The sequence below is a fragment of the Agarivorans albus genome (genome assembly GCF_019670105.1).
Lineage (GTDB): Bacteria > Pseudomonadota > Gammaproteobacteria > Enterobacterales > Celerinatantimonadaceae > Agarivorans > Agarivorans albus.
The window spans coordinates 4,351,470-4,372,730 of sequence record NZ_AP023032.1; the positions used below are offsets into that span (position 1 = coordinate 4,351,470).

Sequence of the window (21,261 nt, forward strand, 5' to 3'; positions counted from 1 at the left end):
GTTTGCTATGGGATTATGAGCAAGGCGCCTACAGCTTGTTCAAACTTAATTCACACTCGTTAAACGAATGTTCTTAAACGTATAACTCACGCCCGGCTCTGCTCCTCCAACAAAAAATGCAAAAGCCGTTTTAGGATCAGAGTGGTCTGCGGTAAAACTAATATCAATTTGTTTGGGTGTATTATTTACTGCAACATCTTCGGCAAAATATGTTGCGTAATCACCCGAATCTTTTTGCAACATAATAGTCAGTGGGCTTTGCTTGCTTGCGCTTACTTCAGCCACTATTTGATAAACCTGCCCTTTTGTCAGGTTTACTCTCGGACGCTTTAATTGGATCTGCCAAGGGTTACTGGCTTTGTCTTCTATGGTAATAGTGACGCTATTGCCGCTAAAATTAAAACGGCCAGAGCCATCGCCCCAACCATCGGTCCCGGCATTCACTGGCTCCCAACGTTTACCTCCATCTAAGGCAATGTCTAGGCTTGCGGCGTAGCCCGATGTGGCCACGGTTACTAAGCCAAACGCTAAAATAAAAGGCTTTAGAAAATTCATAATTGGTTCCTTAAGTTGGGTGCCCAACGCTCTAATAAGTTGAATTAAACTTAATATTGTTAAGGCTATAACTCACACCCGGTCGCCCTTCGCCAAACATAATTGCAAAAGCTGCATGTTTCTCATCGTTAGGCATGGTGAATTCATAGCTATATAGCTTTTTCTCTACACCAACTAATTCAGTGCGTTGGAAGTAAGTTGTGTACTCTCCGCCATCTTGCTGTACCGTAAAACTAAGGTTGCTAGGTTCACTGGCCGAAGCCTCCACAGAGATTTCGTACTTTGTATCTTCAAACAAATACAAAGGGCGTTTAAGCTGAATATGCCAAAGATTACTGGCTTGTTTCTTTATTCGAACATTGGCCTGTTCATTAGCGAGACTAAAATCTGCAACACCATCTCCCCAACCTTGCAGGCCTGCGCTTATTTTTTCCCAGTCTTTGCCATCATTGAGGGTGTAAGTCACCATGATTGACGGAGAAATTTGTGCCTCTGGCTCCGAGGTGGTACTTGCACAAGCCGCTAAAAAAACAGCGCTAACAACAGCAATAAAAACATAAAAACCTTTCATCTTCATATTCCTCTTTGTTAAACCACGCTAGCACTTTAGCTCGCGTGGTTAACTAGCAATTAGTTACTCACAAGACCACTCAACCGCGCCAGCTGGCACTGTTACTGTTTTCTCAAAAGCCACTTTTCCAATTTCGTAGCTAACGCTCTCGTTACCACGAATATCAAAGCTCATTAAATCGTTCACTTTTGTAATATCAAATGCACCGGTGGCGTCCTGTATCGAGAAACAGCTCATAGGTACCGCTACAGTTGTCCAACCGTCGGCTTCAAGGTCGGCTAATTGCGCCTGGCTAAAGTAAAAAGCTTGGCGATTTTTGTAGTCTTCGCCGGCATCAGTATTGGTTTGCATGAAGATCTGGTGAGAAGTTTCGCTAGTGGTAGCCACCAATACCGACAGGTCAATTAACAACAACCCATTTTGGTATTCGCTAAGATCTAGCTGGTTCTCTGCGCTACCCACAATAAAGTACACTTCAGCTGGGCCATCTTCGCCAGCCGAGAAAGTATCAACTTGCCAAGTTGCAATGCCGCCAGTCTCTTTTGCAGTTACCTGTAAAGAATCCGTTTTAGGGTAGCCTTCACCGCGTGCCAATACTTGGCGGTTATAGGAATCTGAGTTTGAGCCAACCATAACAGAGAAGTTGGTGGCTGCAGTTCCATCATTAAGAATAACTAAAGCTTCACTTACAGGTGGCTCTACCGGCGTCTCGTCTACTGGTGGCGCCACTGGTGTTTCTTCAATAGCATCCGTGCAACCAGCCAGTGCAACAGCACCCGCTAACATAGCTACTTTAAAAACTGTTTTTTTACTCATATTCATTTCCCTTTGAAATTGTTAAAGGTCAATTAGTGAATTCACCAATTGAGCCAGCGGGAGCCATGTTAACGAGGAAAATAAAATAAAAAACAGCCTAAACGCTATATGAAAAGGGATTCATAAAGAATCATAAAATAATACAAAGCGGGTCAAATAATCCGAAAAAATGTCGAGCAATAAACTCAACAAGTACTTATAGAAGTGATGTTAACCTTACCAATAACCAATAAAACTAGGCTGCAAATAAAACCGTAAGCCTTTGTTATTAGGTGACTAAAACTGTTTCATAAAAAATCCCCGCAGAAGGTGCGGGGAGTAAACAAAGATGCGAGCTAAGTAACAACATGTAGCTAATCAAGCTGTTACTTAAGTTGTCGGAGTTTGCTTTTGGGATTATTAGCAAGGTGCCCGCAGTTTTGTTAAAAACTAATTCGCACTCTTTAGGCGAATATTTTTAAAGCTATAAGTTACACCAGGTTTTCCGCCACCTACAAAAAATGCAAAGGCCGCTTTGGAATCACTTTTAGGCGCTTTAAAAGTTAAATCAAATGTTTGAGCATTAGGGCTTACCGATAAATCTTCCGCATAGTAAGTTGCATAATCGCCAGAGTCTTTTTGCACAATAATAGTTAATGGGCTTTTCTCAGTAGCGGTTACTTCAGCAGTAATATTATAAGTTTGGCCTTTCTCTAATTTCACTCGTGGGCGCTTAAGTTGAATATGCCAAGGGTTACTGGCTTTATCATTAACGGTTACCGTAGCGGTTTCACCATTAAAACTAAAAGCACCAGAGCCATCACCCCATCCGTCGTCACCAGCATTAACCTGGTCCCATCGATTTCCACTATCCAAGCTAATATCTAAGCTTGCTGCTGTTACACCTGTTGCAACGGTAAACAAACCGGCTGCTAATGCTAAGGATTTAAGTAATGTCATGATTTATTCCTGTACTGTAAAAAGCTGTCTAATAAAAATGACTAGTAGGTGGAATTCAGTTTGATATTACTTAGGCTGTAGCTCACCCCACGGTCAGCCTCGCCAAACATAATAGAAAAAGTTCCCTTCCTCTCGTCATTGGGCATGGTGAATTCGTAGGTATACAGTTTGCTATCGGTGCCAACCAATTCCGTACGATAGAAATAAGTAATGTACTCACCGTAATTTTGTTGAACAGCAATCACCATATTGCTTGGCTCACTGGCAGAAGCCTCAACACTTAATTCATATTTCATATCTTCTAATAAAGCCACGGGACGCTTTATTTGAATATGCCAAGGATTACTCGCTTTCTTTTTAACTCTAATATTGGCTTGTTCATTCGCTAAACTGAAATCAGCAACACCATCTCCCCAACCTTGCAAACCGGCACTTACTTTGTCCCAGCCTTTACCATTGTTAAGGGTATAGGTGACCATCATTGGAATTGCGAATTGATCATCTTCGCTGCCGCTCCCGGAGTTTTCTGTATTGGCACACGCCACTAAAAAACAACTAGCAAGGGCAGTAAAAAAAACATAAAAACCTTTCATTTTCATATTCCTTATGAGCCATATATCCATAAAACGCGCACGGTAATGCTACTGTGCGCGCTCAGTCTAGCTGTGATTAACTACAAGTCCACTCAACGGCGCCGTCTGGGATCATTGTTTCATCAGCTTCGTACTTCACTGTGCCTAGCTCATAGGTCACAGCTTCGTTTCGAATGTCTAAACGAAAGATTTCGTGAACGTTAGTAATATCGAAGTTACCTGCTGCATCTGGAGCAAAACAGCTCAGCTTAACAGCAAAGGTTTTCCAACCTGCAGATTCTTCAGTGGCTAGTAGATCTTGGCCAAAGAAAAATACGTTACGGTCTAAGTAGTCGGTTGCTCCGCCGTTAGTTTGCATTACGATTTGGTGGCTAGTGCTACCAGTAGCGGTTGCGTTAGTTACTGACATGTCGAATAACAGTACGCCGTTCGCGTATTCGGTCATATCCATTGGCGTATCTCCACCAACGATAAAGTATGACTCGCCGTGAGAACTGTTTGTGGTTACTTCCCAAACATATTCATCACCATTGGCAGCTGGGGCAACAGAGAAACCGTCATCAGTATAAGTTTCATCTTTTGCTAAAGCATTTTTGCTGTATGCAGGAGCGTGACCAACAAGTACGCCCATGCCAGATGCTGTAGCGCCATCATCGATAACTACTAAGACATCACCTTCTGGTGGCTCTACTGGTGGCTCTACTGGATCTTCAATTGAATCGGTACAACCGGCTAATGCAACTGCGCCAGCTAACATCGTGATTTTAAAAATTGCGTTTTTGCTCATGCTCATCTCCCTGTGAATTTGATAAGGCAGTAGGTCCGTGTTCCTTGTTGCCTATGGAAATTATCCTAGGGTTGGCCAGCAGCCAAAAAAACGATAATGATCACAATGTAAGCGCTAACACGACATAAAATTCAATATCGATGATTACATCAACAAATAACTAAAAATAATGAATCAAATTGCAAAGCTATTACTAAAAACATAACATGCTGTTTTTAAAAAGCTTTAATTCACTCATGTAAGCGATTTCATTAACATGTTTGATATTTAATCATCAAAAACCTTGAATAAAGTAAGCATATAAATTCACAACGCATTTACTAAAAATCACAGTATTCTAGAGGGTATATTTCGCAACTTTCATAGTGTGAAAGAATTTTCATAAGCCCAAAACAAAATCAAGAAACAAAAAAGCAGAATTAATAGTTCTGCTTTATCAAAGACTTAAAAATCGCTATTTAATCTTTAGCGTTAAGTTTTTCTTCCATTTCCGCGACCTTTTGCTCCAATGCAGTTAGTTTTTCACGAGTACGTAATAACACCTGAGTCTGCACATCAAAGTCTTCGCGATTAACCACATCAAGTTGACTCAACTTTGCTTGAATCACTTGTTTTACTTTACGCTCAAACTCATCGCCGGCATTTTTCAATCCTGGCGGCACCATATCGCTAACTTGCTTAGCTATCTCTTCAATTTTGGCCGGGTTAATCATGGTTATCTCCTTTATTTGGCCTCATTGTATAGAAGCTGTTTTATTGGCTCAAGCTAGCAAGCTGACTATTAGTTCTGTTTAGCCAGCACTGCATCTATAGCAAATATATCATCGAGTACGCCTTGCTCTCGCAGGCGATTAAGTGCTGTTTGCAAACGCTTAGCTTGCTCCATTTGATTGGACGCCCGCGACCAGTACAAATTGCCGTAACGAGTAGCAAGGTGATACACCGGAGTAATACGTTCTGGCTCGATGTAGAGCTCTTGCAAAGAATGATTGATCGAGTAATTGGTGGCTACCATTACATCTATACGCTCCAGTAATAACATCTGAATACCTTGCGCAGTATCATTAAAGCTAACTCGTTCAATATTGGGATTGTCGTCAATATCAGGGCCATAAGCAGCGCCACGAATCACCCCCACCCTTTTGCCATTTAGCTGTTTAATGTTATTTATTGGCTGCTCTCCGGCATTGGCAATAGCAACCACTTTCACTGTAACCACTTGACCTAAATCCACGGCAATTTGTTCAGCTTTAGGGCTAGCAAACATTACCGCAAAGTCGGCGGTGCCAGATTTAATTTCTTTAATCACTCTTGGATAGGGCCGCATAACATTATTAAAGGGAAGCTCAGCTTCGCTGGCAAGCGCACGTGTAAACTGAACTAACAGGCCCTGTTCATGTAAGTCAGTGCTTTTGTAGCCCCAAGGCTTTACCAAGCTGGTCGAAAACTTGGCAGGTGCAAGATCTGTGGCCAGCACATTCCAATTCACTAACAGTAGTAAGCAACACAGTAGCCGCATCCAAACCCTTATATAGTTATATCGCCTGTTATTGGCTAAGTTTAGCAAACTGCGCACCCAACACGGTTTGCAACACACTGGCTTTAAGTTGCAAAGACAGTCCTCGCTTACCAGCACTTACCACTACTTCAGCAAATTGCTCGGCACTACTATCAATAAACGTAGGCAATCGCTTTTTTTGACCAAAGGGGCTAATGCCCCCTTTAACGTAACCCGTGGTTCGCTCAGCAATTGGCACTTCTGCCATGCGCATCTTCTTAATGCTAGCTGCTTTCGCCAGCGCCTTTAAATCAAGTTGGCCGCTTACCGGAACTATCGCCACCACCATGTTTTTGGGGTTGCTGTCGTCACAGGCCACTAAGGTTTTAAATACCAGCTCTTCGGCTAAACCCAATTTTTCAGCGCTAGCTTGGCCAAAATTGGCTTGCTGCGGGTCACTCTTGTATTCCAGCAACTGAAAATCTTGTTTAGCTTTTTTAAGTTGTTGTACTGCGGGAGTCATCGCTACTACCTTAGTTTCGTGCGGCTATTTGCCAAAATCGCTGCATCAGCGGCTCGTGCAACCTTCTTGATAACATACAGATCCCCAAATCAAAAGGTTCAAGCTCTACCCCTACTGCAATACTTTGAATACGCTCTCGAACTGGGCTGTTATCTACCACTACCTCTGGCGCAATCCCCACTCCACTGCCCAAGGCCACCATGCTCACAATCGCTTCATGACCAGCAACCTTGGCATACACATTAGGCGTAATACGCATTGCCTTAAACCAATGATCAATACGTGCTCGTGCTGGGCCATGCTCCGGTAAAATAAAAGGGACTTGATCCCAAGCAATAGGGTTACGCTCTAACAACTTACGCACATTGCACGACACGGTAGGGCCAATAATCGATAAAGGAATTTTACTAATACTGGCAAAAGCCATGTTTAAGGGTAGCTGCTCGGGCCGCGCCGCAATAGCAATATCGACCTCACCATTGGCTACCTTATCTACCGCCATAGCAACATCACCCGTGGCCAACTTAATGTCGGCATTTGGGCAAGATAAACGGTACTTATCTAGAATATCTGGCAAGTGGCTATAACTGGCAGTAACCGAACAATATAAGGTGAGTTCACCAGCCAACTCGCTAGACTGCAAAGATAAATCCATTTGCAACATACGCCATTGCTCTAACCAATTTTCGGCAAAGCTACGAAAGCGCTGCCCCGCTTGCGTGAGGTGCACACTACGTTTATCACGAGTAAACAAGGCACTGCCTAACTCATCCTCAAGCCGCTGAATCACACGGCTTAAAGTTGACGCACTCACATGCATAGACTGGCTAGTTTTAGCAAAGTGCAAGCTGTGGCTTAAATGCAAAAACAGCTCTACGCTTCGAACATCCACGGCATACTCCTTAGCTAACTAATAAAATCACTATTTCACTTTCTGCAATACAATATCCCAAAATCATCATTTTACGCAATGCACCTTTCGGTTTATATTGAGCCCATCACGAGACAGGTATAAAGAAACGCGCTCATAAAAGAAGTGCATCGGGATCTCGTAAACACAACAAAACCATCATCATTTGATTAACGCTATTTTTACGGAGTCGAACATGGCTAATTATTTCAACACCCTAAGCCTACGCCAAAAGCTAGAGCAATTAGGTAAATGTCGTTTTATGGATCGCAGCGAATTTGCTGATGGTTGTAACTTTATTAAAGACTGGAACATCGTAGTTGTTGGTTGTGGTGCTCAAGGCCTAAACCAAGGTCTAAACATGCGTGATTCTGGCCTAAACATTTCTTACGCTTTACGCGATGCTGCTATTAAAGAGAAGCGTGCTTCTTTTGTTCAAGCTACCGACAACGGTTTTAAAGTAGGTACTTACGAAGAGCTTATCCCACAAGCGGATATGGTTCTTAACCTAACTCCAGACAAGCAGCACAGCAACGTTGTTGAAACTGTAATGCCACTTATGAAGCAAGGTTCTACCCTAGCATACTCGCACGGCTTCAACATTGTTGAAGAAGGCATGCAAGTACGTGAAGACATTACCGTAGTAATGGTTGCACCTAAGTGTCCAGGTACTGAAGTACGTGAAGAATACAAACGTGGTTTTGGTGTTCCAACCCTAATCGCTGTTCACCCAGAAAACGACCCTCAAGGTAACGGCCTTGCTATTGCTAAAGCTTACGCTTCTGCAACCGGTGGTGACCGCGCTGGTGTACTAGAGTCTTCTTTCGTAGCTGAAGTTAAATCTGACCTTATGGGTGAGCAAACCATCCTTTGTGGTGTGCTACAAACTGGTGCTATCTTAGGTTACGACAAAATGGTTGCCGAAGGCATTGAGCCAGGTTACGCCGCTAAACTTATCCAGTTTGGTTGGGAAACAGTAACCGAAGCACTTAAGCACGGTGGCATTACCAACATGGTAGATCGCCTATCTAACCCAGCTAAAATCAAATGTTTCGACCTAGCCGACGAACTTAAAGACCTAATGCGCCCATTGTTTGAAAAGCACATGGACGACATCATTGAAGGTGAGTTCTCATCAACCATGATGAAAGACTGGGCGAACGACGACGTTAACTTGCTTAAGTGGCGCGAAGAAACTGGCGAAAGCGGTTTTGAAAACGCACCAGTATCTGACGTAGAAATCACTGAACAAGAATTCTTCGACAAAGGCATCATCTTAGTTGCCCTAGTTAAAGCCGGTGTTGAGCTAGCATTCGAAACTATGGTTGCTGCAGGCATCATCGAAGAAAGTGCTTACTACGAGTCACTACACGAGACTCCGCTAATTGCTAACACCATTGCACGTAAGCGTTTATACGAAATGAACGTAGTTATCTCTGATACTGCAGAATACGGTTGTTACCTATTCTCTCACGCTGCTGTGCCACTATTGCGCGACACCGTGAACAACATCAGCCTAGAGTACATCGGTAAAGGCTTTGAAGAGCAAAGCAACGGCGTTGATAACGCTCGCCTAATCGAAGTAAACGAAGCACTACGTAATCATCCTGTAGAAGTTGTAGGTAAGAAACTACGCGGCTACATGACTGACATGAAGAAAATCGCCGTAGGTGGTTAATCTTCTCGCTTTTGGCCAGTGACGACTGGCTAAGCGTTGAAATTAAAAAGCCCTGAGCAATGCTCAGGGCTTTTTGTTTTATATTGATTGGCATTAGCTAAAATGCTTTCGCGTTCAGCCTATCTGCAGCCAAGGCGAAACCCGCACAACCAATACGCCACGATGTGTAACCAGAGTTGCAATCTAAAAGCAGAGCTTTCGCCTGCGGCGACGTCATTTTTCTTTGACGAGCAAAGAAAAACGAAGCAAAAAGAAAACTTGCCCTGCATTATCATCTCCCTCCGTTGCTCGTATCCAAGTGCGTCGAAAAACTCGCTGCGCTCAAACAGGTTTCGACTTCATCACTTGGCCACTTGCGCTACTCAGCGATAATGAAGGAACTAAAAACCTTTCAAAGATTTTTGAGATATTCCACTAAGTAATACCCCAATACGGCGACGACAAGTCCGCTGAATATCGCTATGGTCCAATTACTATTTACAAACCGGCTAAATTTTGAAAAGTTACTAAAGCTTTCTAAGAACTCTTGGCCTTTAGGTAAAATTTGTAAGCGGTCAAATACTGGCTCATCCCCGTGTCCCAATTCATTCGACTTAAATCCGCTAACAAATCCATGTGAAAACAGATCTTCGATCAAATAACCATTCAGTTTGGAAGTTTTCGAATAACATTGAGGATTCTCAGCTATATATTTAAGGGCTTCACATCGTTCTTTCTTAACGTTCATTAACAGCCTCAAAATGATCTATTTGAAGAAGAATAGGTTATCATTTTTTTTAACGCCTATTACAAACTTCCCAATAAATAACAAAACCACCAATATAACTACTCAAGGATAATGAAGGAGCTAAAATGCAGCTCCGAGTTATGCTTTAAGTTCACATGAACAGTATTAATAAAAATAGTCTTTTAACTTGTAATTAATGACTAAATAAACGCCTCTCACACAAAATATAACCTTGAAAGTAACCAAGTGAACCAATCCCCATCATCTTCGCCGAGTAGCGTAAATGAACAAGGGAGAAAGTTGAAGTCTGTTTGAGCGCAGCGAGTTACTTCAACGCCCTTGTGAATGCGCAACGCAGGAAATAAGAAGATGCGGGGTGGCCTTTCTTTTGTGTACTTTTCTTTGGCCACGCAAAGAAAAGTACATCGCCGTCAAGGCGAAACCAGCACTACCAACACACTCTTATGTGCAATTAGGGTCACAATTGAAAAACAGAGCTTTCGCCTGCGGCGACATCATTTTTCTTTGACGAGCAAAAAGAAATGTTACGGCAGCACATTAATCCGCTCTCGCCCGTTCGACAAATTCTCCACCACTACTTTCGCGCCAATTGGCTGGCGTTTAGTTTTGGTTTCCAAAATGAATTTTTCACCGTCGTCCATATGAACAACATATTGATAATGCAACTCTTCGGTTTTTGATACTTGGTGCCCAGCAGCGCCCCCAGCTACCGCGCCAGCAACAGTGGCCACAGTTTTACCGCGCCCGCCGCCAACTTGATTGCCTAACAAACCGCCAATGGCTGCACCACCAACTGTCGCTAAACCGCTAGATTTAGTTTTAGAAACCGTTTGTTCGCTAATCACTTCCCCGTAAGAGGTGCGTAATACGGTAATCGGCTCAGAGGCACAACCTGCAAGAACAAAGCTACAAAAAAGCGATAAGATTAAGTTTTTCATGATGTTAAGAGTCTCGTTTTTTTGCCGATTATACCCAAGCCAAAAACCAAGAAAGGCAAACAATAATCATATTTAGCTCACCTAAGCTCAAAACAATAGCAGGCTAGTTTTTACGGCCAATAAGCCTAGTGATTTAGCCGCTTTTTTCTGTTTAAACAAAGGCAAGTTCTATTTGGCTGCACGGCGATTACCTAGCCGTTATAAGTGCGCGTTTTGTTACTAAAACCTAGTTGACCCTAACTCAGTAATCACTGTCACAAATTCTGTATGACACATAGAAATTATGGGTTTATTGGTTATACCTAAAGTAAGGCTATTTAATAGCGAGACACCATTAGTGCGACTATTATCCAAACGGAAAACAATTCATCTACGCATTGCTTTGGTGTTTGTTCTCTTTAGTTTGTTAATAACATTTTTCTCATCGTTGGTTGGCTGGCATTACCAAAAACTAGCCATCTCATCACTGCTGGATGAGCGCGAGCAACTGGAAGATTTGCACACCAGAGAAGCCATTGAAGATATTATCTCTAGCTTTGAAAATACCTTAATCGCTATTAGCTCAAGTGATGCCTTGGATGCAGTTTTAACGGCTAACCAAGCAACCACGCTTCCCCGCCTTAAACTGCGCCAGCTATTCATAGCCTTAGCCAAGGCGCGACCAGAGCTATTGCAACTGCGTTATATCGACCAGCTTGGTCATGAGCAAGTAAGAGTTAATCATTCCCCGCAAAGTCGCGACTTTCAACTGGTGCTAGATGATCAATTACAAGACAAATCTCAGCGCTATTACTTTCAAGAAACCAAGGCGCTGCAGCAAGGCGAGATTTGGCACTCTTATGTAGACCTAAATTTCGAAAACGGTGAACTACAGCGCCCTCTTCAACCAACTATGCGTGTAGCCACGCCGGTTTACGTAAACCAGATGTTTCGTGGCATCATCATCTTGAATATTGACGCCAGCCCACTTATTGAAGCCTTAAAATATTCATCGGTTTTTTTGGTTAGCCTAATCGACGCTCAAGGTGAGCTTTTAAGTCATCCCGACCCTAGCAAATCTTGGAGTGCTTATTTTCCCGAGCGTGGAGCATTAAGCGAAGTATACCCAGAGCTAATTGGCGAACTAAGCCCAGCCTTAATGGCAGCCAAACACAACTATCGTATGAACTTAGAAGACAGCTTTAACAACCAACAGGGTTTGTGGGTGCTTAAACAACCAAAACAACATGCGCTTGAAGAACTCTATAAAAACAGCCGTTATGCGGTGTTAACCAGTACGTTGATTATATTGGTGATAGCTTTACCTTTGGCTTGGCTGGTCTCCATCTACCCTACCAATTTGCAAACCAAGCTGGTTGACACTCTGCATGCGCTGCGTGCTAGCCGCAAACTGTTAGACCAACACATTATGTCTAGTACCACAAACTCTAAAGGAGTTATCACCGAGTTTAGTAGCGCCGCAGCCAAAGCCTTTGAAGTAGATAGAAAATCGATGATTGGCAAAACTCACGCGGCGATTCGCCACCCTAGTACTTCAACCAAAGTACATCGAGACCTTTGGGACACCATATTAGCTGGCAAACCTTGGCAGGGAGAGCTAAAAAACCAAACCAGTTCAGGAAAAACCCTTTGGATAGATACCGTGATAACACCAAGAAAAGATAGCCACGGTGAGATTTACGCGTTCACTCAAATCTCTCACGACATTACTTTGCACAAAGCCATGGAAGCCTTAAGCAGCACCGATAGCCTTACCGAGACCCACAACAGAAGAAAACTCGATCAACTGTTAGAGCAACAAGCTCAACGCTATAAGCGAGCAGATGAAGAATTTGCCATAATCATCATCGATATAGACCACTTCAAACAAATCAATGACATTTATGGCCACCAAGCTGGCGACAAGGTGTTGATAGATGTTGCGGCGAGCCTAAAAGAAACGGTTCGGCAAATAGATGAAGTTGGCCGCTGGGGAGGCGAGGAGTTTTTGGTTATCTGCCCACTTACCGATCTTGAAGGCGCATACAAATTGGCAGAAAAACTACGCGCCGCTATCGCAACCAAATTGTTTTTACCTGATAAGCAAATCACTGCCAGTTTTGGCGTAGCTCAATACCTCTGTGACGAAGCCACCAACCACTTAGTGCATCGAGCAGATTTAGCCTTATATGAAGCTAAAAGCCAAGGTCGAAATAGAGTGACTACCGCTCCACAAGAGCTTGCTGAACAAGCCCAAAACAACCGATAAACCTGCTATTTTAGTAGTGCAGGATATTGATCGGTATACAGCCAATCATTATCACGACGTGGAGCATGACAAGCTTGGCATTGAGCTCGACTTTCGCTCACGTTTACCGTTGGTGTCGCGTCAAACATCGCCCATCCCCAACCTTCACCCCAATGAGGGTTATTAGCAAAGCGGCCTTGCGTGTCTTTTATCATGACAAAAAATACATCGTTGGCTTGCTGGTGATATACCAAACCAGTGGTTAAACGCTCACTACTGACTAACTTCACGTCTTTCACAAATAAGGTGCCGTCGGGCCATTTTCCGGTACTGTTATATGCTTCGACAGCCGCGGCTTGGGTATAAATACCATTCAAATTTTGCACACGCATGGATTCACTCATTACCGCCGTTGTGCCTAAATGAACCAGGTTACGCTGAAAATCAGCTGGAAAAGCAATCTCACCCTGCGTACCAACTAACTCAGCGTACACCTGGTTTAATGCGTAACTATTGGCATTAGCCATTCCGCTAAAACTAATACTCAAACCCAACAGCCCACTAACTAAATATTTAAACATGCTTATTCCTCGGCAGTGACCAACACCACAACGCTTAACGATGGCGCTACTATTCCACACCTACCAAAGAAGCTGTAATTATCAGCTTTAAGTTTTACTTACAGGACTAAATTAAGCAGCCCCAAAACAACGGGGCCAGATAAAACCCTCACCAGCGCATTCGTACCAAAGTACGAGAAAAATGGTTAGTTAATGATGATTTAACCAGCAAGCCTGTTAGCCATTGCTATATTCAACGTGCTCGCAGCAGTATTAATGGCGAGTTCATCTCAAAAACAATCCAAGGAAGGCAATATGAAAAATAAATCACTAAAAGTGATAGCTGGTTGGGTTTTGCTCTCGGTTTTCAGCTTCGCAGCGCAAGCCGCCGAAGAAGTAAGACTAAAGCATGCTCACTTCACCCCATACTTCGAAAATGGCTTTGATAGCGCCGAATTAGAGGGCGCCATTGAGGTAAAAAACATTGGCCCCAATAAACAGGTTTGGCTGCATTACCAATCATCCAACGGAGAGTGGTTAGATCACCCGGCCTTTTATGTGGGAGCAAGCCATAGCGGCTACGAAAACTTTGCATTTAGGCTGCCACTCGCCGGATCGGTTGCCGCGACCCAATTTGCCATTAAGTATCAGGTAAATGGGCAAACCTACTGGGACAACAACCAGCAACAGAACTACCAGTTTAACGACTACCTGCAAACAAACCTCAGTCATCAAGCAATAGCACTTGATGACGCCTACCGAGCCAGTAGCTTAATCTCAGTTACAGCGCGCGCAAAATCACGTAGCGAGCAAGATAAAGTGACCATGGTTTACTCTGACAACAACTGGAAAACCAGTTACCGCCGAGCGCTAAGCTTAAGTCACATTGTGGCCGACGAACATGGCCTTAGCGGAGTATGGAATGGCCAACAGTACATCGAATACTACCGACACCTTGAGTTTTATTTAGAGTATAACGATGGACAAAATATCCATATTGATAACTACTACGGCAAAAATTATCGACTGTTTGATACCGGGGAACAAATTGGCCAGGGCCTGCTGTTACAGCGTTACCCACAGGTATATTTTCGTGGTCAACCAAGCGGCTGGAATTCGATTCCAATGACCTTAATCGACGACTACACATGGTCTATAGTGGTGTATTTTGATGGTACCACCGACTTTAAGTTTGACGTCTATGATGACTGGTCACGTAACTTTGGAGACAACAATAACGATGGTATTGTCGACTTAAATGGCGCCAACCTAAAGGTAAACAGTGCAGGCTCTACCAGAATCACCTTTAATAGCCTCACCGGCGCTTACCAAGCAACATTGCTGTATTAATACATCGTAAGCACAAAAAAGCCTCGCTCTAAGGCGGGGCTCTATCATCACTGATTTACCTAGCTGCTAGTTATTTAGCGCTTAACTCAAACCAGTTAATGTTAAACAAATAGCCTGATGAACCTTTAAAGTTAAAGCGTAAGGTTTGCGCACCAGCTTCTAAATTAAGGGTATTTTCTAGGGTAACCCAGTTTTGCCAGCCGCCTGTTCCTTTTACTTTTACCGTGGCTTTTTCGGCGTTGTTAGCAAGCACAACAAAGCGCCCACCATTAGTATCACTGGCTACTCGCGCAGAAAACGTGTATTCGCCAGCTGCTGGAACATCGATGGCGTATTCCACCCAGTCACCATTTTCAATATAACCAACATTGTTTCCGCCATCGGCATCGGCCGTAGGTTCTGTTTGTACCCCTTGCTGTTGGCTAAAGTTTTCGGCCTTTACTTTAATCGCCGCATTAGCCGCTGTGCTTAGGCTAGCCATAGCAACCAGGGCTGATGTCAGCAGTAGATTTTTAATATGCTTAGGTAATACGCTCATTGATTTGCTCCCTCATTATCTCTATCAAATTATGTTCTACGACCAAATATCGATATGGCTTGATACTGCGCTAAGCGGATGTTCAAAATTCGGCCTAAGGCCAAAACTACTCGCATTTATTTCATCAGTTAAATTTATTTAACAGAGATTATGTGAACGCTCACACTAGTGGGTAATTTAGTTAAAGCTTATAAAAAAACAGAACAGCTTAGCGGGATCAAAAAAGCCCCAAGTAAACTTGAGGCTTTCAATCAGATTTAAGCGAGAGTAACTTAGATGCGACGACGACGCGACACAATGACTAAAGCTAAGCCTAAAATAAATAGCATAAAGCTTGAGCTTTCGCTTACCACTGCGGGTACTTGCGGGGGAGTCCAATCAAAACCATGGCTATGAAACTCTCTACCACCTGTATAACTCTTGGCTGCGACACTTCCGTCAAATACAGCGCCACCAGTAATATCAGCATCTAAGGCTAGCACCGAACCTACAGTTGCTAAGTTATTGAAGTTGATTGATTCCGCTTCATAGAAGTTCCACAAAATATTCTCTGCGCCAAGGTTGCCTAAACCCGCATCAATGGCAAAGCCATTCCCAGTAAGGTTTACCCCACCAGCAATATCTACAATGCTACCAGATACGTTAATGATCACGGTTTCAGCTAAACCAGCATCTAAAGACAAAGAATTGTTTTGGGCGAAGATACTAGAAAAATCAACATCAAACACCGCCACGCTATCGCTACCAGCGTAGGACAAATGGCTACCACTTAATACTGCGTTACTCGTTAAGCCAGCGAAGTAAGCAGAGTCTGCTCTTAGTTCCGCTTCTACGGCAGCAAAAATAGCCTGCATATCCAGTTGATTCTTAGCGCTGATGCTTTGAACTGCTGAGCCGCCACCGTTAAGGTTAACATTGCCATTTACATTGTAGCTGCCGCCATAACTTAAGCTGCCAGCATTAAGGTTAATATTGGTAGCGTTAACGTCACCCACAACAGTCACGGTGTCTTTATTAATAACCGTGGTTTCTCGGGTTGCAAAAGTAGGCGAATGACCTGCAGCATTTAGATTGCCGCCAAGAAGAGTGCGACCTTCTACTTCTCCACCTTGGTAGTTGTAATCACCGGTAAGAATTAAGTTGTAGTCACTTAATACGCTGGCTTGAGAAGCAACAGACAAGGCCAATGAAAAGGTCACAAGCGTAAATCGACTTAACTTTGCAAAATACATAAAACATTTCCTACTACTACGGCAACGACCGAAAACTGATAACTATTTGACCAAGTTTATATTTTTCAAACACTTAGAAATACAAACTATTAAAACTGACAGCTTAAAAGCAGGAATTAGGCCAACTAAGTAAAAGCTATAATTTTCATGGCTTTATTCATGTGTATATATTATTAAACAATACAATAAGAGTTTGGTTGTAAAAAAATTCGACAAGATTGAAAAAGCAGTCTAGCTAGCAACGATACTCAGCTGGAAACCTTGCTTAAAGCTAGGCGAGAACTACGCTTAATATACGCTTTAGCTTTTTAATCAGCTGTGTTTATTACCAATAGAGAGTAACCATTATTTATTTGTTCCGTACCCTTTTCTGTTTAAGCCTACTGATAGTCAGTAACCAGAGCGCTGCTGAAAGCATCACTATAGCCAGCGGTGAGCACCCACCCTTCACCTCTCAATACCGCGATGATGAAGGTTTAATAAATGCCATTGTTAAAGCCTCGTTTGCTGCCGTAGAAACAGAGGTGAGTTTTCGTTATTTGCCCTGGCAACGCGCATTAAACTCCAGCCGAGTAGGTAGTTATGTAGCCACTTCTTATTGGGCGATTAAATCTGAGCGTCAAGAGCATTTCTTTCACTCCGAGCCACTTTGGTACGGTGGAAGCGTATTAGTTAGCTTAAATTCAACAGGGGAGTTCACCAGCCTAGCCAGTTTAAAAGGCAAAGTCGTAGGCGCCGTGCGAGGTTACACCTATACCGAAGATTTTTGGCTAAATGGTGACAAAGGCCTATATGAAATCGAAGAAGTGAATTCAGACTTACAAAACCTAAAAAAGCTGTTTGCCAAACGCATCGATGCATTTTTAATTGATAGAGTCGCCGCAACAACCCTTATAGACCGTTACTTAAGTCCTCAACAACGGGCAGTTTTGTGTATATCTAATAATGACGTAATGAGCAGTAGCGTGCATTTGCTCATATCACGTAAAACAGAAGGCGCCGCTAAGCTGCTTGAATCATTTAATCGTGGTTTAGCAACAATTGTTAACAACGGCCAATACCAACAAATAGCCGATCGTTATCCAATGATCACCCATGGCTTTTTAAAATAGTCCTTTCTCTGTTAGCTGTCGCTAATGAGCAACAGCTTAAACCCTGATTCTCAGCCCTTAAATAATATGAGATTAAAATTGATTAAAAAAATCAATTAAAACAATTAATTACAACTTTACATATTGATAATTAATTGCTCAAATCCTCGCTGACAAAAAACATTATAAAAAGTTAATCAATTTAAATACTCAACGCTAAGTACAAACGTTACAGACCAGACGACTGGTTTATCACTGATAAAGATAAGCCTTCTTTGCACTTTGTTGATCAAACAAACACAAGGAAAATCCAGTGAAACAACATAAACTCAAAGCGAGAAAGACCAAGGATTTAGTAGGCTTCTTATGCCTTGTCTTTTCTTTATTTGCCAACGCCGGAACAGGCAGCCAAGGCATCAACTTAAATCAATTGTTAGATAGCTTCAGCGCTCGGCCTGCGTCTATACAACTTACAGCGGTAAAAGGCGATGAATGTAATTTAACTTCTGAATGTAAAAGCCTTTATGGTGAAACCGCATATGACTGCGTTAACTCGCGCAGTAACCAAAGCTATTGTATGTGTGAAGACGGGATATGTGCCGATCTTCAGTCTACTGCGCCGCCAGAACCCGAATATGGCGACGAATGTGATACTACTGCCCAGTGCAAAAACACCTACGGTAACATTGCCAATGACTGTGTAAATTCACGTAGCGACCAAAGTTACTGTCAATGTGGCGGCGAAGTATGCCGGGAAATGGATGGTAACGGTGGTGACAATGGCGGTGATAACGGAGGCAACAATGGCGGTGACAACGGCGGCAGTACTCCTTCGGTAAACACCCAATACCAAGAGCTGAATGGCCTAATTGTTATTGAGGCTGAAAATACTCAGTCAGAGTTGGGCGAGTGGCAACAAAAATCTGACCTCGCAGGTTACACCGGTAACGGCTACTTGGAATTTAACGGCAACAGCTATATTTCAGGCCCGGTAAATTCACCTTTAGAGTATACCTTTACCGCTGCCCAAACCGGCACTTATCACCTACATATGTACGTGGCAAGAGAGACCATAGACAACCGCAGCGATGTAGCCAACGACGGGTATGTGCGACTAGATGGTAACTATGAAGCTGTTGCTGGCGAAGGTAATGCCACTAAAGACATTTTAAGCTCAGATACTAAGTTTTATGGTGGTGCCGATCAGCAGTTTGTTTGGGCATCAGGTAAACGTTTAGATAAAAACCACGCTAAGCACAATGCGATATACAATCTGAAAGCAGGTGAAGAATATACCTTTACTCTGTCGGGGCGTTCTAAGTTTTTTAAAGTAGACCGCATCGTATTTCGTCATAGCACTGTAGCTAATGGCGAAGCTCAAAATTTAGAACTGCCAGAAACGCTCGCCACTACCACAGCAAAAACCTGTGAAGTTAGCGACCAAAACCAACAATGGCATCGCGTAGAGCTTACCTGTAAAGGCTATTTTGCTGATGAAAGTAACGACGCTACCTTCACTAATCATCGTTTTAACGTGACCTTTAGCCAAGGCAATCAACGCTTCGTTGTACCTGGGCACTTTGCAGCCAACGGTAACGCAGCAGATTCTGGCGCTGGCCAAGGTGATATTTGGCGCGCTTACTTTATGCCACCAAGCACGGGTGATTGGAACTACCAAGTGTCTTTCCGCAAAGGTACTAACATCGCTGTAAGCGATCAGCTCAATGCTGGTCAGGCAATTGCTGATATTGATGGGCAACAAGGACAGTTCTCCGTTGCAGCGTCTACCGCCGATAGCCAAGACTTACGCAGCCAAGGTTTATTGCAACACTTAGACGGCGAACGTTACCAACGCTTTGCTGGTACAGGCAATATCTACATTGAAGCCGGCTTAGGTAGCCCAGAAAACCTATTAGGTTATGCTGACTTTGACAATACCGTAAAAGGCAGTGGCGGCTCTTGTAAGGGCATTTTGCACCAATTTTCTGAGCACGAAAGTGACTGGCAAAGCGGTGACCCTAGTTGGGCTGGCGGCAAAGGCAAAGGCTTAATTGGCCTAGTTAATTACCTGGGTTCACGCAAGGTAAACAGCGCCTATATGATGCTTAACACGGTGAAAGGTGACGGTTGTGACGCTCATCCTTGGTTGGTTTACCAAGAAAATGGCAACAACAAACGTACCTTTGACGTAAGTAAGTTAGACCAATGGGAGCGTGTATTTGCGCATATGACCAAGCAAGGTCTAATGCTGCATATGATGACTCAAGAAACTGAAAACGAAACCTTACTAAACAATGCCACTCTAGGTTTAGAGCGTAAGTTATATTACCGTGAGTTAATATCACGCTTTGCTCACCACCCTGCAGTACAATGGAACCTAGGCGAAGAGCAAGATGCCACTTCAATTGCAGCGTTAAAATCGTATTCGGATTATATTCAAAATCTCGACCCTTATAATCATGGAATTACCCTGCATACCTACCCAGGCCAACACGATCGTTACGATGATATGTTAGGTCACGCTAGCTTCGGCGGGCCAACCATTCAATATGGCAGTATTCCCGAAAATGCGAGCGCTACAGCCACGCGTAATTCGGTATATGGCGAAACAATTAGTTGGCTAAACAAATCCGCTGCTGCCGGTAAGCAATGGTACGTTACGTATACCGAAGCCTCGGGTAGCCATGCGCCTAAACCTTATCAGGATGTAAGTTCTCGTCAGCGTATTTACTGGATGTGGGCAAGTGTTATGTCGGGCGGTGCGGGTTTCTCTTGGTACTTAAAAAATGATGGTACCCACGCCTATGACTTAGCGGTAGAAGACTTACGCGAGTTTGACCAACTATGGCAACAAACAGGCCATGTTAACTACTTCTTTAGCAATATATTGCAACAGCAGTTGGGCTTAAATCTGCAAGATCTTCAAGTAGACAACGGTGCGACTTCAACCACTAACGATTGGGTACTATCCGACCTACAACACAACTACATTATTAACCTGCGTAACGGCGGAACTACCGATATTCAGCTAAACAATAACCACGTTTACCAAGTGTATTGGTACAACCCTCGCAGTGGTGTATTAAGCAAAGGTTTAAGCCTGACCGGTGGTGCAAAACTCAACATTGGCACTGCGCCTAGCCAAACAAACCAAGACTGGGTTGTGCTTATTACAAACCGAGAGCTAAACGAAGATGATCAAGGCGGCAATACACCCAACCTGCCGCCAACAAGCAAAATTAGCTTAGATATTAATAGCTTTGATATTTCACAAGTGAGCGGTTTTGTTCCTGCTTACAAAGACAATGCTAATAATGCGCTAGCGGTAAACGCAGGTGCCTACAAAGACAAGTACGCAGCGGCCCGCTATACCTTTAATAACGAAAGTGGAAACTACAATATTACCATTACTACATTGACTGAAAATGATGGTGAAAGCAGCTACCGCTTAGTGGTAAATGGCCAGCAATTAGCTGAGTACACTAATCCTAAATCAGCCAATAACTATCAGGCTACTAAACATACTTGGAATAATATTTCTTTAACTCAAGGAGATGTGATTCAAATTGAGTTCAACTCCACATCTAATGGTGAAGTAATCTCTAGCAACGGGCAGCCAGATTATGCTCGTGGGCGCTGGCGTTTACTTGAGCTAACAGCACAATAAAAGCCATCAAGGGTTAGCTTAGCTAACCCTTTTTCATGCC

The 21,261-nt window shown here is 43.3% G+C and carries 19 protein-coding genes; 5 read left to right on the forward strand and 14 right to left on the reverse strand.

The features are described from left to right. Window positions 1-45: 45 nt before the first annotated feature. The 10 genes from K5620_RS19700 to ilvY form a co-directional block, all read right to left on the reverse strand. Window positions 46-555 (reverse strand): carbohydrate binding domain-containing protein, encoded by a 510-nt coding sequence (locus K5620_RS19700; RefSeq protein ID WP_016401917.1) that lies wholly within the window; start codon window positions 553-555, stop codon window positions 46-48. Window positions 556-586: 31 nt separating this feature from the next. Further along, window positions 587-1,126 carry a carbohydrate binding domain-containing protein gene (locus K5620_RS19705; protein WP_016401918.1) on the reverse strand — a complete coding sequence of 180 codons (540 nt, stop codon included), beginning with the start codon at window positions 1,124-1,126 and terminating at the stop codon, window positions 587-589. A 63-nt stretch (window positions 1,127-1,189) separates the two neighbouring features. Then, on the reverse strand, window positions 1,190-1,942 hold the full coding sequence (locus K5620_RS19710; protein WP_016401919.1) for a hypothetical protein: 753 nt from the start codon (window positions 1,940-1,942) through the stop codon (window positions 1,190-1,192). A 429-nt stretch (window positions 1,943-2,371) separates the two neighbouring features. Further along, the gene (locus K5620_RS19715; protein ID WP_016401920.1) at window positions 2,372-2,881 is read right to left on the reverse strand and encodes a carbohydrate binding domain-containing protein; all 510 of its coding nucleotides are present in this window, start codon (window positions 2,879-2,881) and stop codon (window positions 2,372-2,374) included. A gap of 41 nt (window positions 2,882-2,922) precedes the next feature. Further along, the gene (locus tag K5620_RS19720; RefSeq protein ID WP_016401921.1) at window positions 2,923-3,474 is read right to left on the reverse strand and encodes a carbohydrate binding domain-containing protein; all 552 of its coding nucleotides are present in this window, start codon (window positions 3,472-3,474) and stop codon (window positions 2,923-2,925) included. 76 nt (window positions 3,475-3,550) lie between these two features. Further along, window positions 3,551-4,261, reverse strand: a complete 711-nt coding sequence (locus K5620_RS19725) for a hypothetical protein (RefSeq protein ID WP_016401922.1) — start codon at window positions 4,259-4,261, stop codon at window positions 3,551-3,553. 458 nt (window positions 4,262-4,719) lie between these two features. Further along, window positions 4,720-4,974 (reverse strand): ubiquinone biosynthesis accessory factor UbiK, encoded by a 255-nt coding sequence (gene ubiK, locus K5620_RS19730; RefSeq protein ID WP_016401923.1) that lies wholly within the window; start codon window positions 4,972-4,974, stop codon window positions 4,720-4,722. Between the two features lie 68 nt (window positions 4,975-5,042). Next, a complete protein-coding gene (locus tag K5620_RS19735; RefSeq protein WP_040307211.1) occupies window positions 5,043-5,780 on the reverse strand; it encodes a substrate-binding periplasmic protein in 738 nt (245 codons plus the stop codon). Window positions 5,781-5,808: 28 nt separating this feature from the next. Then, window positions 5,809-6,282 (reverse strand): Cys-tRNA(Pro) deacylase, encoded by a 474-nt coding sequence (gene ybaK, locus K5620_RS19740; RefSeq protein WP_016401925.1) that lies wholly within the window; start codon window positions 6,280-6,282, stop codon window positions 5,809-5,811. Window positions 6,283-6,292: 10 nt separating this feature from the next. After that, a complete protein-coding gene (gene ilvY, locus K5620_RS19745; RefSeq protein ID WP_016401926.1) occupies window positions 6,293-7,174 on the reverse strand; it encodes an HTH-type transcriptional activator IlvY in 882 nt (293 codons plus the stop codon). A gap of 214 nt (window positions 7,175-7,388) precedes the next feature. On the opposite strand from ilvY, the gene ilvC reads away from it, so the two are divergent. Beyond that, window positions 7,389-8,870 (forward strand): ketol-acid reductoisomerase, encoded by a 1,482-nt coding sequence (gene ilvC, locus K5620_RS19750; RefSeq protein WP_016401927.1) that lies wholly within the window; start codon window positions 7,389-7,391, stop codon window positions 8,868-8,870. Between the two features lie 1,272 nt (window positions 8,871-10,142). On the opposite strand, the gene K5620_RS19755 is transcribed toward ilvC, so the two are convergent. Further along, window positions 10,143-10,556 carry a glycine zipper 2TM domain-containing protein gene (locus tag K5620_RS19755; RefSeq protein WP_016401929.1) on the reverse strand — a complete coding sequence of 138 codons (414 nt, stop codon included), beginning with the start codon at window positions 10,554-10,556 and terminating at the stop codon, window positions 10,143-10,145. Between the two features lie 337 nt (window positions 10,557-10,893). Here K5620_RS19755 and K5620_RS19760 point away from each other — a divergent pair, with 337 nt between their 5' ends. After that, complete coding sequence (locus tag K5620_RS19760) at window positions 10,894-12,804, forward strand: sensor domain-containing diguanylate cyclase (RefSeq protein ID WP_215426408.1); 1,911 nt, start codon at window positions 10,894-10,896, stop codon at window positions 12,802-12,804. Window positions 12,805-12,809: 5 nt separating this feature from the next. Here K5620_RS19760 and K5620_RS19765 read toward each other — a convergent pair whose 3' ends face one another. After that, window positions 12,810-13,364, reverse strand: a complete 555-nt coding sequence (locus K5620_RS19765) for a cytochrome P460 family protein (RefSeq protein ID WP_016401931.1) — start codon at window positions 13,362-13,364, stop codon at window positions 12,810-12,812. Window positions 13,365-13,658: 294 nt separating this feature from the next. On the opposite strand from K5620_RS19765, the gene K5620_RS19770 reads away from it, so the two are divergent. Beyond that, window positions 13,659-14,693 carry a carbohydrate-binding protein gene (locus K5620_RS19770; protein WP_016401932.1) on the forward strand — a complete coding sequence of 345 codons (1,035 nt, stop codon included), beginning with the start codon at window positions 13,659-13,661 and terminating at the stop codon, window positions 14,691-14,693. A 70-nt stretch (window positions 14,694-14,763) separates the two neighbouring features. Here the strand turns inward: K5620_RS19770 and K5620_RS19775 are convergent, their stop codons facing one another. Both K5620_RS19775 and K5620_RS19780 read right to left on the reverse strand, forming a co-directional pair. After that, window positions 14,764-15,231, reverse strand: coding sequence for a carbohydrate-binding protein (locus K5620_RS19775; RefSeq protein ID WP_016401933.1), 468 nt, complete (start codon window positions 15,229-15,231; stop codon window positions 14,764-14,766). 272 nt (window positions 15,232-15,503) lie between these two features. Beyond that, on the reverse strand, window positions 15,504-16,463 hold the full coding sequence (locus K5620_RS19780; protein WP_016401934.1) for a choice-of-anchor A family protein: 960 nt from the start codon (window positions 16,461-16,463) through the stop codon (window positions 15,504-15,506). A gap of 353 nt (window positions 16,464-16,816) precedes the next feature. Here K5620_RS19780 and K5620_RS19785 point away from each other — a divergent pair, with 353 nt between their 5' ends. Together K5620_RS19785 and K5620_RS19790 are read left to right on the forward strand one after the other, a co-directional pair. Beyond that, on the forward strand, window positions 16,817-17,575 hold the full coding sequence (locus K5620_RS19785) for a substrate-binding periplasmic protein (RefSeq protein WP_016401935.1): 759 nt from the start codon (window positions 16,817-16,819) through the stop codon (window positions 17,573-17,575). A 292-nt stretch (window positions 17,576-17,867) separates the two neighbouring features. Then, window positions 17,868-21,221, forward strand: coding sequence for a DUF5060 domain-containing protein (locus K5620_RS19790; protein WP_016401936.1), 3,354 nt, complete (start codon window positions 17,868-17,870; stop codon window positions 21,219-21,221). The last annotated feature ends 40 nt before the right edge of the window (window positions 21,222-21,261 follow it).

Excerpts from the sequence above, each read along its gene's own strand:
- K5620_RS19700 (WP_016401917.1), bottom strand. The coding sequence starts at position 555 with ATGAATTTTCTAAAGCCTTTTATTTTAGCGTTTGGCTTAGTAACCGTG.
- K5620_RS19705 (WP_016401918.1), bottom strand. The coding sequence starts at position 1,126 with ATGAAAGGTTTTTATGTTTTTATTGCTGTTGTTAGCGCTGTTTTTTTA.
- K5620_RS19710 (WP_016401919.1), bottom strand. The coding sequence starts at position 1,942 with ATGAGTAAAAAAACAGTTTTTAAAGTAGCTATGTTAGCGGGTGCTGTT.
- K5620_RS19715 (WP_016401920.1), bottom strand. The coding sequence starts at position 2,881 with ATGACATTACTTAAATCCTTAGCATTAGCAGCCGGTTTGTTTACCGTT.
- K5620_RS19720 (WP_016401921.1), bottom strand. The coding sequence starts at position 3,474 with ATGAAAGGTTTTTATGTTTTTTTTACTGCCCTTGCTAGTTGTTTTTTA.
- K5620_RS19725 (WP_016401922.1), bottom strand. The coding sequence starts at position 4,261 with ATGAGCAAAAACGCAATTTTTAAAATCACGATGTTAGCTGGCGCAGTT.
- ubiK (WP_016401923.1), bottom strand. The coding sequence starts at position 4,974 with ATGATTAACCCGGCCAAAATTGAAGAGATAGCTAAGCAAGTTAGCGAT.
- K5620_RS19735 (WP_040307211.1), bottom strand. The coding sequence starts at position 5,780 with ATGCGGCTACTGTGTTGCTTACTACTGTTAGTGAATTGGAATGTGCTG.
- ybaK (WP_016401925.1), bottom strand. The coding sequence starts at position 6,282 with ATGACTCCCGCAGTACAACAACTTAAAAAAGCTAAACAAGATTTTCAG.
- ilvC (WP_016401927.1), top strand. The coding sequence starts at position 7,389 with ATGGCTAATTATTTCAACACCCTAAGCCTACGCCAAAAGCTAGAGCAA.
- K5620_RS19755 (WP_016401929.1), bottom strand. The coding sequence starts at position 10,556 with ATGAAAAACTTAATCTTATCGCTTTTTTGTAGCTTTGTTCTTGCAGGT.
- K5620_RS19765 (WP_016401931.1), bottom strand. The coding sequence starts at position 13,364 with ATGTTTAAATATTTAGTTAGTGGGCTGTTGGGTTTGAGTATTAGTTTT.
- K5620_RS19770 (WP_016401932.1), top strand. The coding sequence starts at position 13,659 with ATGAAAAATAAATCACTAAAAGTGATAGCTGGTTGGGTTTTGCTCTCG.
- K5620_RS19775 (WP_016401933.1), bottom strand. The coding sequence starts at position 15,231 with ATGAGCGTATTACCTAAGCATATTAAAAATCTACTGCTGACATCAGCC.
- K5620_RS19780 (WP_016401934.1), bottom strand. The coding sequence starts at position 16,463 with ATGTATTTTGCAAAGTTAAGTCGATTTACGCTTGTGACCTTTTCATTG.